Origin of the sequence: Hymenobacter glacialis, from assembly GCF_001816165.1 — a bacterium.
GTDB classification, from domain to species: domain Bacteria; phylum Bacteroidota; class Bacteroidia; order Cytophagales; family Hymenobacteraceae; genus Hymenobacter; species Hymenobacter glacialis.
The window spans coordinates 222,735-237,559 of the sequence record NZ_MDZC01000046.1 but is presented as its reverse complement, the minus strand read 5'-3'; the positions used below and the strand labels follow the sequence as shown (position 1 = coordinate 237,559).

Here is a 14,825-nt window from a genome sequence, read left to right as displayed (position 1 = left end):
CTAAACTACGGTGCCCGAGCGCTTCTATATACTCGATGCCCCCCCCAAAAGTAAACGGGGCGGCCCACATGGACCGCCCCGCTCCTATTCAGTAATTATGCCAAGTCTTCAGCCTCGGACTCGTTGCCTTCGTCAAGCGCCTCGGTGGGCTGGTCCATAGCCGCCGTGGCAGTGCTGCCAATAGCACCCTCTGCCAACTCGGCCGAACCGCCCTCGAGAACCAAGGCTGCGTCCGCTTCGGTTTCGTCTTTGTCCTCGGCTGCAACTTTTGCTACCGAAGAAATTTCGTCATTACCCCCGATTTTAATCAACCGCACACCTTGCGTAGCACGGCCAATGGTGCGCAAGTCACTCATACGCAAACGAATGGTGATGCCGGACTTGTTGATAATCATCAAATCATCGGTATCATTCACGTCCTTAATGGCAACCAGGTTACCGGTCTTGTCGGTGATTTTCATGGCGCGCACGCCCTTACCACCACGGTTTGTGACGCGGTACTCGTCGAGCGAGCTGCGCTTGCCGTAGCCATTTTCCGTCACCACCAACAATTCCTGCGAGGGGTCAGACAGGCACACCATGCCCACTACCCGGTCGCCGGGCGTGTCAGACAGGCTAATGCCGCGCACACCGGCCGCGGCCCGGCCCATAGAGCGCACCTTGGATTCATTGAAGCGAACGGCGCGGCCGGAGCGCAGCGCCAGCACCACTTCAGAATTCGGAGCCAGCAGTTGCACGTCCAGAATCCGGTCGCCCTCGTTGATGGTAATGGCGTTGATACCTGCCGTGCGGGGGCGCGAATACGCTTCCAGCGGAGTTTTCTTCACCGTGCCCTGCTCGGTGCAGAACATGAGGAAGGTGTTCTCCAGGTAGTCCGGGTCTTTGAGGCCACGCACGTTGAGCACCGACCGCACCTTGTCTTCCCGTGGGATTTCGATGAGGTTCTGAATGGGCAGGCCTTTGGTAGCCTTCCCTCCTTCCGGCACTTCGTACACTTTGAGCCAGAACACGCGACCCAACTCCGTAAAGAACAGCAGGTACTCGTGCGTAGTGGCCACAAACAAGTGCTCAGTGAAGTCATCCTTCTTGGAGATGGCACCCCGCGAGCCGGCGCCACCGCGCCCTTGGGCACGGTACTCGTCCAGGTTGGTGCGCTTGATGTACCCTTCGCGGCTGATGGTAATAACCATGGCCTCGTCGGCAATCATGTCCTCGGTAGAGAAATCACCGCCCACGTAATTTATTTCGGTGCGGCGGCCATCGCCATACCGCTCGCGGATGTCCTCCAGTTCGGTTTTGATGATGCCGCGCTGCAACACTTCCGAACCCAGTATGGCGTTCAGGTGGTCGATGAGGCGCATGAGCTCCTCGTATTCGGCCACAATCTTGTCGCGCTCCAGGCCGGTGAGGCGCTGCAGGCGCATGTCCAGAATGGCACGGGCCTGCACTTCGCTCAGGGCAAAACGCGAAATGAGCTGACCGCGGGCCACCTCGGGGTCGCGGGAGCCGCGAATCAGGGCAATTACTTCATCAAGGTGGTCGAGCGCAATGAGCAAGCCCTCCAAGATGTGGGCCCGCTTGCGGGCCTCGGCCAGCTCGTAGTTGGTCCGGCGGATGATAACCTCGGCGCGGTGCTCCACGAAGTAGTGAATCAGCTGCTGCAGGTTCAGCGTCATGGGCCGGCCCTTAACCAGGCACACATTGTTGACGCCGAAGGAGCTTTGCAGCTGGGTGTACTTGTAGAGGTTGTTGAGCACCACGCTGGGCATGGCGTCGCGCTTGAGGTCGTACACGATGCGCATGCCGTCGCGGTCCGACTCGTCGCGCATGTCCGAAATGCCCTCAATCTTCTTGTCGTTGATGAGCGCGGCGGTCTTTTCAATCATCGACGCCTTGTTCACCATATAGGGAATTTCGGTTACGACGATTTGCTCCTTGCCCGTTTTGCTGGTTTCAAACGTGGCCTTCGCCCGCATCACCACCCGGCCGCGGCCGGTGTGGAAGGCCTGCTTCACGCCCTCGTACCCGTAGATGATGCCACCCGTAGGGAAGTCAGGAGCGGTCACGTACTGCATCAACTCGTCAATCGTGATATCAGGATTGTCGAGGTAGGCAATGATACCGTTTACCACCTCGGTGAGGTTGTGCGGGGCCATGTTGGTGGCCATGCCCACGGCTATACCCGACGTGCCGTTTACCAGCAGGTTCGGGAATTTGGCAGGCATCACGCTGGGCTCTTCCAGCGAGTCGTCGAAGTTGGCCTGGAAGTCCACCGTGTCCTTGTCCAGGTCATTAAGCATTTCGTCGGCAATGCGCTTGAGGCGGGCCTCGGTGTAACGCATAGCAGCCGGCGAATCGCCGTCGACGGAGCCAAAGTTGCCCTGGCCGTCCACCAAGGGGTAGCGCAGACTCCAGTCCTGGGCCATGCGCACCATGGTGTCGTACACGGACGTGTCGCCGTGCGGGTGGTACTTACCCAATACCTCGCCCACAATACGGGCCGACTTCTTGTATGATTTGTTGTAGCCCACGCCCAGCTCGCTCATGCCGTAGAGCACGCGCCGGTGCACGGGCTTCAAGCCATCGCGCACATCGGGCAGGGCCCGGGAGATGATAACCGACATCGAATAGTCGATGTAGGCGCCCCGCATCTCGTCTTCGATGTTAATCGGAATGATTTTTTCGCCTTCCGCCATTTGGGGGTTTATAGGCGGCTTCAGAAAACCCCTTAAAACAGGTCTTTTAAGCCGCAGGTGAGTGGTTCTTTATATGCGTGCGAAGTTACAACAAAAAGGCCGTAACGGCAAGCGCTACGGCCTTTTTAAGGCATCATCTTAACTCGCTGGTAACGGCTGGAACTTCAGTTTTAAACCGTGGTCCCAACGGCCGCCCACTTCAGCTCATTCTTATTTCAGGGTTTTGCTCTTATCGTTAGAATGAGTACCCGACTTGGGGTTATAAGTTTTGATTTTCTCGCCAATAGCGGGGTTTTGCTTTTTAAATATGGGCTGGCCCCGGTACTTGTTGCCGCTGTGCATATGCACCTTGCGGACATGGCAGGTTTCAATGGGACAAGTTCGGCAGCTGCTGACGGCTAATAGCAGCACACACGGCACCAGGCGGAGGAAAAGCTTCATGCTGCAAAGGTAATGGTTGGCAGCAGCCCCTCGCCTATCCGGACAGCTTACCGCGAGCCGCTAGTCCTGCCCGTCCCATTCGGCCAGGAACCGGGCCACGTAGGCTTCCATGAACTCGTGGCGCTGGGCCGCTATCTGCCGGGCTCCATCGGTGTGCAGCCGGTCTTTGAGGTGGAGCAGCTTTTCGTAGAAGTGGTTCAGCGTGGGAGCCGCGTTCTTTTGGTAGCTGGCAAAGCTGTCGTGGGCCACCGGCGCAATGCCCGGGTCGTGCAGGGGGCGCCCCTTGTGTCCGCCGTAAGCAAAAGCCCTCGCGATGCCGATGGCCCCGATGGCATCGAGCCGGTCGGCGTCCTGCACCAAAGCCGACTCGATGGACGATACCGGCGTTTCTACGCCCAGCCCTTTGAAGGACACTTCCCGAATAACCGTTTGCACCTGTGCAATCACCGCCTCGGATACTTGCTGGCTGACCAGCCACTCCCGAGCTGCCCGGGGGCCGGCTTCGTAGTCGCCGCCGTGAAACTTCCAGTCGGCAATGTCGTGCAGTAGCGCAGCCAGCTCGGTCACTTCCAGGTTGGCAGTAGGCTCGGCCTGGGCCAGGCGTTTGGCCAGTAGCCACACCCTGCGAATGTGGGCCCAATCGTGCCCACTGCCCTCATCGGCAAATTTCTGTTCAATAAACTGGGCGGTAGCAGTGATGGTATCCAAGGGAATAATTTAAGGGTACAATGAAGAAAAAAGGGTGGTTGGAAGCTTGAAGTTAGCCTGTGCATCGGGCAAGATTCCAGTAATATTCAACCAGTACCATGCTAAAAAACAAGTTACCCACGGTGTGTGGAGTGTATCACTGCTCCTTACACTTCAATAAGTGGCGGGCGCTTGGGGGCTGTGACGGTAGCTCCAATACTGGCCACCATTACCAGCACAACCGATAGCCACTCCACCCAGCCCAGGTGCTCGCCCAGAAACAACAACCCGCACAGGGCCGCCACCGCCGGCTCCAGGCTCATGAGCACACTGAAAGTACGGGCTGAAAGCCGGCCAAGCGCATTCATCTCCAGGGTGAAGGGCAATGCGCTGGATAACACCGCCAAGGCCAGCCCCCCGAAAAACAAGGGTACGGTAAGGTGATGCAGTCCGCCGCTTGCCATCGTGAATGGCAGCACCGTGAGCGAGGCGAAAACCATTCCAATGGCTACCGCCCCGCTGCCCGGTAGCACAGTTGCCACGCGCCCACCCAATACGATATAAGCCGCCCAACTGGCCCCGGCTAAAAGCGCATAAACCGCCCCAAGTAAATCGACGCCCTGGGGCGTCCAGGGGGCAATCAGGATGATGCCGGAGGCCGCCAGCAGCACCCACACAAAATCCAGCACCCGGCGCGACCCGGCCACTGCCAAAACCAGCGGACCAATAAACTCCAGCGTTACGGCTAACCCGAGCGGAATGCGCGCCAATGCGAGGTAGAATAGCAAATTCATGGCACCCAGCGCCACGCCATAAGGAACCACAGCTTGCCACTGCCGGCGGGTGAGCGTGCCAACCGGTGGCCGGAACACGACCATAAGCATAAGAGCCGACAGGCCAATGCGCAAACCTGCCGCCCCCGCCGGGCCCACGGCCGGAAACAACCCCTTGGCAATAGCCGCGCCGGCCTGCACGCTAAGCACCGCCAATACCACCGACCATACCGGCGGAATTGCCGTCAAGCTAATTCTTTTCATCAATGGTCAAAATATCAGCCCTACAAGATATGAGGGTATTGGGACGAAGTTGCGTGGCATCGCAAATTTCCGCACGCACGTCGATTGGCGATGCTAAAGGGCTGTTGTCATCAGCATGCAAATGCGCTAATAGTGGAAGGCGGCGAAGTATCCCGTCAAGATAGCACCAGTCGTTCTGTGGAAATAGGGTGCTTCGCTGCCTTCACCATGACAACCCAATCTGGAATTTCAGCCATGAAAAAAGCCTTGCAAATCCTAAGACTTACAAGGCTTTTACAACATCATGAGCCTCCTGCCGGGATCGAACCAGCGACCTACTGATTACAAGTCAGTTGCTCTACCAGCTGAGCTAAGGAGGCGTTGAGGTGCCACAAAAGTAAGCAACGGAAGGGGTTTTGCCAGCTTATTTGCGGCACAACTGAAAAAAGAAGCCCGCCACATCCAGTGGTGGGCTTCTTTCGAATTGACTTACAGCAATTTTGGCGCAGGGCTAGCTGCGAATAATTTTCAATTGCTTCTTAAGGGTTTCGATGCGCTTCTGACCTTCGGCGATGCGGCCCTGGTATTCTTCGCGCAACTGATTGGCGTTCTTAGAGCGGGCGAAGAAAGCCAGGTTGGTTTGCAGCGTAGCGTGGTCGTTTTCCAACTCGTTGATTTCCTTGCGCAGGGCCATCTCCTTGCGCGTGAGCTGCTGCTGGGCCTGCGGACGAGCCTTAAGACGGCCTACCTCCACCTGGAAAAGCAGGTCGGTGCGGTCGGCATAACTCAGGCCGGGCACGTGGTCCAGGTATTTGCCCAGGAAGGACACAAGCTGCTCCTCGCTGCGGTCGGAAGTGCTGCCACCGGGTTGGTCGTCGGTGGGGTCGAACTCGGCCGACCACCCCGCAACAATCTCGCGGTAGCCTTCCAGCGAACCGGGGTTCTCGGCGGTCAGGGCATTAACCTGTTCACCGATTTTGTCAAGGTGCGCGGTTTGCTCCACCGAAGACTGCTGCACTTTTTCGTCGCGCTGGCGGGCCTCGTGGCGGGGGCGGTCAAATACGGTATCGCAGGCGCCGCGGAAACGGTGCCACAGCTTATCGGCCAGCTTATCGGGCACGCGGCCCACGTCTTTCCATTCCTTTTGCACCCGGATGATGACCTGACGGGCCGCGTCGGCATCGGGGTTGTTGGCAGCTTCTTCAGCTTGCTCAATGAGCGCCACTTTGGCTTTCACGTTGGCCGATTTCTCGTTGTCCAGGGACTTGAAAAACTCGTTCTTACGGTTAAAAAAAGCTTTGTAAGCGGCCCAATACTGTTTGTTGAGCGCATCAGCCTGGGCCCGGGGCACCAAACCAGCAGCTTCCCACTCAGCCTTAATTTCCTGTAGCTCGTCGGTTTTGGAGCGCCACAGGTTCACGCGGTCCGTTTCGAAGGCCGCGAAGGGCAACACCCGCTCCAGCAAGGCCTGCTTTACCAGCAGGTTGGCCTTTTCCTGGGTCGAACGCTGGTCTACGAACTCCTTGCGGCGCTGGTGCAACACGTCGGATGCGGCAATGAAGCGCTGCCAGAGCGGCTCGCGCTGGTCGTTGGGCACGGGTCCAATGTGCTTCCACTCCTCGTGCAGCTTGGTGAGCTCATCTAGGGCTTTGTTGATGCCCGGCACCTGGGCCAGGGCGTCGGCCCGCTTGATGAGAATTTCTTTGGCTTCCAGATTGCGGCGGCGGTCCAGGTCCTTCATCTCCAGGAAACGGCCCTGCTTGCTGTAATAAATATCGAGCAAGCCGTGGTAGGTATCCCAGATGGCCTGGCTGTCGGACTGCGGTACGGCCCCGGTAGCTTTCCATTCGGCCTGCAATGCCTTTAGTTTTGCGGAGCTGTCCTTGGTTTCGGCCCCTTCTACTAACAGACGCAGCTGGTCGAGTAGCTCCTTCTTTTTGCTGAGGTTATCGCCGCGGCTGGCGTCTTCGGCTTTGGCATCCTTCGCGCGGTTTTCGCGGAATTCCTGCAGGGCCTTGTTGAGCTCCTGCTGGCCTTCGGGCTGCTGAAAAGCAAAGGCTTCAGCACCTTCGCCGCCTTCGGCAAATTTCTGGCGGGCGGCGCTGCGGGCCAGGCCCACGTTGGCCTCGTACTGGCGCGTAAGGTCCTGAATCTGCTTGCGGTTCTGGCGAGCCGTGGGGCGGCGAATCAATTCCACCAGGTAAGCAGCCTGAGCGGGCAAATCCAGGGCGGTGAAATCGGGGGCAACGGACTCGGTAGCTTCTCCAGCATCCGGCTCGGCATCGGCGGTTTCATCGGCGCCGGTGGCGGGCAGGGCATTGAGTGGCGTTTCTTCTGAAGTGGTCAGGATGGCCAGTGCTTCCGGGGCATCATCCAGGTCCTGCGCATCGTGCAGGCTCACAGTGGGCAGCTCCGGGGCCTGCTCCTCCACGGTGGCATTATGCGGGGTGCTCAAGGACTCCGGGTCAGGCACCGGGGCCGGGTCAGCGGGAGTGCTGTGCTCGTTGGCAGGCAACGCTTCGGGGTTGGGCGTCACTGGCTCCTGCTCGGTAGCCGTACTGGAGTCGTCGCCGTAATGGGCCAGGGCGCGGGCCTGCGGAGCGGACACCGGATGAGCCTCGTCGGACACGGAGTGAGGAACATGCAGGGCCGTTTCAGCGGCAGCAGCAGCTTCGGGAGTGCCCGCGTCTGGCGTTGAAAGGGCGTCAGAAGCCAGGGGCTCGGCAGTGCCAGCACCGGTGGGCTGGTGGGCGGGCAGTGGGGGCGTGCCCTGGGCTGGCAGCTCAACTTGGCCTTCGGGTGTGGCTTCACTGCCCGCATCCGGCGCAGCAGCTCCCTCAATCTCGGCGAGCCGACGTTGCAAAATGGTCATCCGGTCTTCGCCGGAGGGGTCGGTACCGCCAGCAAGCGGAGCGGTGGGGTTTTCTTCAGCAGCCATAAAAATTCGTAAAAGCCGGCCTCGAATTGGAGGCCAGAGAAGAGAGCAAAAAAAGAATGGAATATAACAAACAAAAATAGCAGCACCTGTGCCGATGGGGCTAATTGAGGCGGGGGTCGATGGGGTAGTTGGCCAGAACTTTATACCGGCCGCCTTTCTCGCGTAAGATGTCCCGCCAAAAGGCATCAGATGCCAAAGTAAACACTTTCCCAGCGCTTGCGGGGTGACGTATCCAACTCTGACCTTCCATTTCGCCCGCCAATTGCCCTACGCCCCAGCCCGAATAGCCCGCAAATAGCCTCACTTCATCGGCCGCCACATCGCCGGTGCCGATGAGACCGAGCAGTAGGATAAAGTCACCGCCCCAGTATACATCCTGGCCCAGGTGGGCAGCACCGGGGAGGTCGGCGCGGCGGTGCAGGTAATGCAGGGTATCGGGCTCCACGGGGCCTCCCACGTAAAGGGGCAGGCTGGTAACTGTGGTGCCGGTTTCGGGCGGCAGTTCCAGAACATCGCCCAGCGTGAGCGAGGTCAGCCGGTTCAGAACTAATCCAAAGGTGCCGTCTTCGGGCTCGTCGCGGCACAGCAGCACCACGCTACGCTCGAAATTGGGGTCGCCCAGAAAGGGCCGCGAGATAAGCAGGGTACCTGGCCGCATAAGAGTGAACCGAATAAATATGAAGTCAATTGTTGCTGGTTGTCAGTCAATGGCACATTGGTGGGTAGGTAGCATAGCAAAATTGACAGCTCCTCAACCTTTGTACGGCTACTGGTATACGAATTGTGCGCCTATAAGCCGAAAACGGCCCCTCACATTAGCCCTGACATAAGGTAGTAACTTGCGGCCGAAAACCAGCAATTTCACCATTTCAAGGGTTGAAATTGCCTTGGTTGGATTAGAATAATGGACTTTCAAAAAGATTCTACTCAGTGACGGCTACTGCCGCTATGTACCGTTTCCTGAATATCGATTAACGGCCTGCTTGGCACACGTTGTTGCACTGCCTGACCTCCCCATAATGACCGACCCGCACCTAGCCGACCTGCGCAAAACCTACGCGCAGCGCACCCTATCCGAAGCCGATGTGCTGCCTGACGCCGTGCAGCAGTTCCGCGTGTGGATGGATGAAGCCATTGCCGCTCAACTCGATGAGCCCACGGCGCTCACCCTAAGCACGGTATCAGCCACCGGCCAGCCTTCGTCGCGAGTGGTGCTGCTGAAGGGGTTGCCTAATGAAGCTGCTTTTCTGTTCTACACCAACTACGACTCGCGCAAAGGCCAGGAACTGGGCGCGCACCCACTGGCGGCAATGAATTTCTTCTGGCCCGGACTGGAACGACAAGTGCGGATAGAAGGCCACGTAGAAAAGGCACCGGAGTCCCTATCGACCGAGTACTTCCAAAGCCGCCCCCGCAGCAGCCAGCTGGGCGCCTGGGCCTCCCCTCAAAGCCAGGTCATTGGCAGCCGGGAGGAACTGGAAGCCCGTGAAACGGCCATGGCCAGCGAATTTGGGGCGCAGGACCCGCTGCCCCGTCCCCCGCACTGGGGTGGGTACATATTGCGGCCCCACCGCCTGGAGTTCTGGCAGGGACGCCCCAGCCGCCTGCACGACCGGATAGCCTACGACCTGGACGGTACGGCGTGGCGCCGCACCCGGCTGGCTCCTTAGAGGCAGCGCGGAGGCTTCGCCCCTGCTCCTGCCGTGCTTTATTCCCGACATTACCCCTCCCACCCTGTGGCCGAAATTCAACCCCTGCGCGGCTGGCGCTACAACCCCACGCTCAGCGCCGATATTGACCAATACGTTTCACCGTTGTTCGACGTAGTATCGGCTAAGCAGCGCGAAGCTCTTTATCGCAACCCACTGAACTCCATTCACCTCTCGGTGCCGCAGGCCCAGGACCCGGCTGCGGCCGCTGTGACCCGGCTGCAGGAATGGCAAGCCACCGGCATACTGCGGCAAGACCAGCTGCCCGGCATCTATGCCTACTATCAGTACTTCCGGCTGCCCGGCAGCAGCCGCGAATATTGTCGCAAGGGGTTCATGTGCCACATCCGGGCCTACGACTGGGCCGAAGACGTGGTGCTCAGGCACGAAAACACCCTGCCGGCCTCGGTAAACGACCGGGCGGAGCTACTGGCCCGCACCCAACTGCAAACCAGTGCCACGCATGGGCTGTACCGCGACGAGGATTTTGAATTGGAAACCTACCTGGACGAGGCCATGCGTTCGCCGCTCTACGAGACCGAGGAGGACTACCAGGGCGCCCGCGACGTGTTGGCCGTTATTCAGGACGCGGCCGTTATCCGGCGGTTCCAGGAGGTTCTGGCAGCCCGGCAGGTTATTCTGGCCGATGGCCACCACCGCTACGAAGGCTCCCTGGCGTACCGGCATGCCCGCGCCGCAACCGGCAACACCACCGGCCACGAACCCTGGAACTACCACCTGATGTACCTGACCAATGCGGCGGCCGACGACCTGCGCATTCTGGCCACGCACCGCCTGCTGCTGGACATACCCGGCTTGACGGGTAAGGAAATGCTGGAGCGCCTCGAAGAATATTTCACCGTGTTGCCCAAAGAAAACGCCAACGACCTGCCTGAGATAATCGCAGGCAAGCGCTGGGCGTTAGGCCTCTACCTGGACGGACAGGCTTACAAGCTGCGTCTGAAGCCCGAGGCGCATGCGCTGCTTGACTGGGACACCACCGAGGAAGTGAAAAACCTGGATTTGACCGTGCTCCACTTCTTCATCATCGAGAAAGTGCTGGGGATTGTGGGCCCCGACAACCAGCGGACCTGGCCCGGCGTGGCTTACGTGCGCAACTTCACCGAATGCCTGCAGCGCGTGGACCGCGGCGAAGCCCGGGCTGCGCTCATCGTGAACGAGGTTACCATGGGCGAAGTAGAAGCCGTGTGTCATTCGGGCGCCGTAATGCCGCCTAAATCAACCTTCTTTTACCCCAAAACCATCGGCGGCTTTCTGTTCAGCAGCATTGCCGATGAGGAAACGGGCAACCTGTTTGCCAGGATATTTCAAGCCCCTACTGCGTGAAACTAGTACTTGCCTCCAACTCTCCTCGTCGGCGCCAGCTGCTCACCGACCTGGGCCTGACCTACGAAATCCGCCTGCTGGAGGTGGAAGAAGACTTTCCAGACCACCTGCGACGCGCTGAAGTTGCCGAATACCTGGCTGCTCACAAAGCCGCCGCCTACATTCCCGGCTTGGCCGCCGATGAAGTGGTGCTCACTGCCGATACCATTGTGTGCCTTGGCGACGACGTGCTGAACAAACCCGCCGACGTAGCCGAGGCCACCGCCATGCTGACGCGGCTACAGGGCCGGGCCCACGATGTGTTTACGGCCGTGTGCCTACGCTGCGGCGATGGACGCCAGGTGGTATTCTCCGACCAAACAACTGTTCATTTTCGCGCCCTTAGCCCGGACGAGATAAGTCATTACATTGCCACCGCCCGGCCCTACGACAAAGCCGGCGCATACGGCGCGCAGGACTGGCTGGGCATGGTGGGCATCAGCCGGCTCGAAGGGTCCTATTTTACGGTGATGGGCCTGCCCACGCACCGGGTGTGGGAGGAGTTGCAAAAGCTAGGCGCCTTGCCCACCCACAGCTAAATCAGTGCGCAGTGGCACAACATCAAAATTGATTCAGTGATAAGGTTTTTACTGGTTTTGGGGATTGGCTTGCTTGCACTGTGCACCGGCTACGCGGGCCTGGTGCTGGGCCGGGCCAGCTACGCCGAAGTGCAGGCGCTGGACCTAATCTTTCCTTTTTACAACGAAGCTATCAGGGAGTTTTCAGCGGCTGAATTCAGGCAGGTCCAACAGGTGCTGACCGGCGCGGGCTTGCTTTTCTCCCTGGTGTTCGGCCTAGCCATTGCGTCGAGCAGGAGCCGCCACGAATTCCGGTTGCTGGGGGCTGAAATCAAAACGCTCTGGCAACAGCTGACTGACAGCTTAATCAGCCTAACCCGAAGGCAACGCCTGTGGGCGGGACTGGTTTTGGGAGTGCTGACAATGGTGCGGGTGTTTTTCAGCTTCGATAATCCCGAATACGACGATGCCGTGTCGTACGAAGTGTTTGTGAGCAAGGGGCTACTGGCTACAGCGGCCTATTACCCAATTCCCAACAACCACGTCCTGTCAAATGCCATCAGCGTGTTGTTTTACCAGCTCAGCCCGCAGTTTTGGTGGACCATGCGGGTGCCGGTGCTGCTTACCTGCACGGGCGTTACGGTGTTTCTATTTGCCGGGCTGGTTCGGTTGGCGGGCTTCCGGGCAGCTTTGGCGGCCACGGCATTGTTTAGCTGCCTGCAGCTCAGCCTCTACCATGCAGGCGTGGGACGGGGCTATTGGTTGATGATTGGCTTTGCGGGGATGGTGTTTTTTAGCACGCTTGCGCTGGCCGCGAAGACGGGAAGCCACCGGGCGGCCTGGGCGGCGCTGGCCGTCGCCGGTGTTCTGGGTTGCTATACAGTTCCGCCATTTGTGTACGTGTTGGCAACGGCGTTTTCATGGTTGGGCATACTCATTATTCGTCGCCGGGACTGGCCAAAATTGGGTCTGGCGGTGCTGGTGGGGGTCGTTATTGGGGCCGGCACGGTGGCACTCTATGCACCGCTCCTGTTTGTATCCGGGCCCGGTCATTTGCTTGGCAATGGCTATGTGGCGTCCCTCACGCCAGCCAGGTTCTGGGCGGGCATCGCGGAATACATCTGGCACAACGAGGGCTTCCTGGCAGGCCAGCGCACGTTGGGGCCATTGTTAGTTACCATCCCGGTTTTGGCGCTGGTGGGTAGGCTTTGGTACCTGTCGGGTAAGCACCGGCTGCCCGTGGCGGTGGAACGTCGCCTGTGGCAGTTGGGCATGCCGGCGCTCTGGTTCATGGGCTTCCCTTACGCCCTCATTGTAGTGCAACGCGTTTTTCCGCCCGAGCGGGTGCTGCTCTACAAAGGGTTTTTCTTCTTTATCCTGGTGGGCCTGGTGCTGGACTGGCTGCTTACCCACAGTGCCGAGGCAACACGCCGACGGCTCCGGCCCCTTCTGGCCTTAGCCATCACCGTATTTGTGGCCTACGAAACGTATTCGGTAGTGCGCGTAAATCCCGTAGCACGCGCCAGCAATGGTGCCTACCACGCTGGCCTGCAGTGGCTGGCTGGCCAGCCCTCGGGCCCGGTCTTAATTCCGGAACCTACTCACAACCTGTTTTTTCGGTTTTATGCCCACTCGGAAATGCCCGAACGCCAGTGGCAAATCGACAGCAAACAGCGCGGCGCAACCCGCTACCGCTACGTAGTGGCATTTCCCAACAAGCGGGGTTACTTCCAGCCACTGTTTGGCTTTCCGCCTGCCTTCCAGAATCAAGAGGTGGAAATCTACCAGGTACCCCCAAACTTACCGCTCAACATCAAACCCTGGTTTCATTAAGAAGCTGTAATGCTTCGCGGCCCTCGGCATGACAGGTTCTGTCTATTTAGTGCCCCCGCGCCAGCAAGGCGATACCAGCTACAATCAAAAGCAGGCCACCGGCCTGCGGTACCGTCAGGGCCTCGCGCAATACCACCAGCCCCAGCACGGCCGTCAGAAGCACCGATCCGCCCACAATAACCGGGGTACCCACGGAGGAATTTACGCCGCGCTGAAACACCACAAACGTGAGGATTTCGGCCAGCCCCACGCCCACACCGGCCAATGCGGCCAGGCCCACCCCCCTGGAAGTGATGCTAAGCGGCTGGCCTTGTAGCTTGAGGTACAGCAGCCACCCAGCCCCGAGGCCAGCCGCCACCAGCTGCAGTACCACCGCTCCCACCGCCGCCGGAATGTGGCCAGCTGCCAGCTTGATAAAGAAGTTGTAGAGTGCCAAGCACAGGGCCGTAAGTAAAGCAAGCGGGAGCCAGTTCATTGAGGAGTATTGCTTGAGGTTGCGGCCAGACCTGCTTTTTTAGCGCAGCTTTTCTTTCAGTAGCTCCATCTCCACGGCCGGCGAAATCCGCTCGTAAAGGATGTTGTAGGCTGCTTCGGTTATAGGCATATTCACCTTCATCTTTTTGTTGAGCTCGTGAATGGACTTGACCGCGTAGTAGCCCTCGGCCACCATGTTCATTTCCAGCTGGGCGGATTTCACGGTGTAGCCCCGGCCCACCATGCCCCCGAAGGTGCGGTTGCGGGAGAACTGCGAGTACGCTGTAACCAGCAAATCGCCGAGGTAAGCAGAGGCCGACAAGTCGCGCGGCTGTGGGCTGATGACCTGCAGAAAGCGTCGGATTTCCTGCACCGCATTGCTCACCAGCACGGCCAGGAAATTGTCGCCGTAGCCCACGCCGTGCGCAATGCCGCCGGTCAGGGCAATGATGTTTTTCATCACCGCGCAGTACTCAATGCCATCTAAGTCGGTGGCAGGATGGGCCCGCACGTAGCGGTTGCGCATCAGCTCGCAAAACTCCTCCGCCAGCTCGGCATCGGGCGAGCCGATGGTGAGGTAGCTCTGTTTTTCGAGGGCCACTTCCTCGGCGTGGCACGGCCCGGCAATGACGCCCAACTGGTGCCGACTCAGCTTAAACCGCTCGGCCACGTAATCCGTAACCAGCTGGTTTTTGCCCGGAATCATGCCCTTAATGGCCGATACCACCCGCTTGTGCTTGAGAGCGTCGCGCCCCAGCTTGTCGAGCACCGGCTGCACGAAAGCGGCGGGCACGGCCAGCACCAGCCAGTCGGCGTCCTCAATGGCATCTTCCAGGTCGGTGCTGGGGTACACGCGGTTCAGGTCGAACTGCACGGCCGGGAGGTAGCGGCGGTTGTGGCGGGTGCGCAGCAGGTGCTGCACGTCGTCTTTCGAGCGCAGCCACCAGTCCACGCGGGAACCGTTTTCGCTGAGAATTTTGGTGAGAGCGGTGGCCCAGGAGCCTCCGCCGAGCATGGCTATTTTTTCCAAGAGTACAGAGCTGGTGAGTAAAGAGCCGCAAGAACGTAAAATCCCTCTCCTTTTCTAAGGAGAGGGATTTTGGCACGGCCTGAAATTGTGATTATCG

The 14,825-nt window shown here is 59.2% G+C and carries 11 protein-coding genes and 1 tRNA gene; 4 read left to right on the top strand and 8 right to left on the bottom strand.

Annotated features, from left to right (window positions below; translation table 11 throughout):
- Positions 1-95: 95 nt before the first annotated feature.
- From gyrA to BEN48_RS05530, 6 genes are all read right to left on the bottom strand, one after another.
- Positions 96-2,696 carry a DNA gyrase subunit A gene (gene gyrA, locus BEN48_RS05555; protein WP_083320785.1) on the bottom strand — a complete coding sequence of 867 codons (2,601 nt, stop codon included), beginning with the start codon at positions 2,694-2,696 and terminating at the stop codon, positions 96-98.
- Positions 2,697-3,197: 501 nt separating this feature from the next.
- Positions 3,198-3,845 carry an HD domain-containing protein gene (locus BEN48_RS05550; RefSeq protein ID WP_070733596.1) on the bottom strand — a complete coding sequence of 216 codons (648 nt, stop codon included), beginning with the start codon at positions 3,843-3,845 and terminating at the stop codon, positions 3,198-3,200.
- Positions 3,846-3,991: 146 nt separating this feature from the next.
- Complete coding sequence (locus BEN48_RS05545; RefSeq protein WP_070733595.1) at positions 3,992-4,861, bottom strand: EamA family transporter; 870 nt, start codon at positions 4,859-4,861, stop codon at positions 3,992-3,994.
- Between the two features lie 286 nt (positions 4,862-5,147).
- Positions 5,148-5,220, bottom strand: a tRNA-Thr gene (locus BEN48_RS05540).
- Between the two features lie 131 nt (positions 5,221-5,351).
- Complete coding sequence (locus tag BEN48_RS05535; RefSeq protein WP_070733594.1) at positions 5,352-7,778, bottom strand: DUF349 domain-containing protein; 2,427 nt, start codon at positions 7,776-7,778, stop codon at positions 5,352-5,354.
- A gap of 100 nt (positions 7,779-7,878) precedes the next feature.
- Entirely contained in the window at positions 7,879-8,436 is a 558-nt protein-coding gene (locus tag BEN48_RS05530) for a YqgE/AlgH family protein (protein WP_070733593.1), read from the bottom strand.
- Between the two features lie 361 nt (positions 8,437-8,797).
- On the opposite strand from BEN48_RS05530, the gene pdxH reads away from it, so the two are divergent.
- The 4 genes from pdxH (at position 8,798) to BEN48_RS05510 (ending at position 13,224) form a co-directional block, all read left to right on the top strand.
- Complete coding sequence (pdxH, locus tag BEN48_RS05525) at positions 8,798-9,448, top strand: pyridoxamine 5'-phosphate oxidase (protein ID WP_070733592.1); 651 nt, start codon at positions 8,798-8,800, stop codon at positions 9,446-9,448.
- 66 nt (positions 9,449-9,514) lie between these two features.
- Positions 9,515-10,834 carry a DUF1015 domain-containing protein gene (locus BEN48_RS05520; RefSeq protein WP_070733591.1) on the top strand — a complete coding sequence of 440 codons (1,320 nt, stop codon included), beginning with the start codon at positions 9,515-9,517 and terminating at the stop codon, positions 10,832-10,834.
- On the top strand, positions 10,831-11,412 hold the full coding sequence (locus BEN48_RS05515; RefSeq protein ID WP_070733590.1) for a Maf family protein: 582 nt from the start codon (positions 10,831-10,833) through the stop codon (positions 11,410-11,412). Before BEN48_RS05520 ends, BEN48_RS05515 begins: the two co-directional genes overlap by 4 nt.
- Positions 11,413-11,481: 69 nt before the next feature.
- On the top strand, positions 11,482-13,224 hold the full coding sequence (locus tag BEN48_RS05510) for a hypothetical protein (protein WP_125932492.1): 1,743 nt from the start codon (positions 11,482-11,484) through the stop codon (positions 13,222-13,224).
- A gap of 46 nt (positions 13,225-13,270) precedes the next feature.
- Here BEN48_RS05510 and BEN48_RS05505 read toward each other — a convergent pair whose 3' ends face one another.
- Both BEN48_RS05505 and BEN48_RS05500 read right to left on the bottom strand, forming a co-directional pair.
- On the bottom strand, positions 13,271-13,699 hold the full coding sequence (locus BEN48_RS05505) for an EamA family transporter (protein ID WP_070733588.1): 429 nt from the start codon (positions 13,697-13,699) through the stop codon (positions 13,271-13,273).
- Between the two features lie 39 nt (positions 13,700-13,738).
- Positions 13,739-14,728 carry an NAD(P)H-dependent glycerol-3-phosphate dehydrogenase gene (locus BEN48_RS05500; protein WP_094122928.1) on the bottom strand — a complete coding sequence of 330 codons (990 nt, stop codon included), beginning with the start codon at positions 14,726-14,728 and terminating at the stop codon, positions 13,739-13,741.
- Between the last annotated feature and the right edge of the window lie 97 nt (positions 14,729-14,825).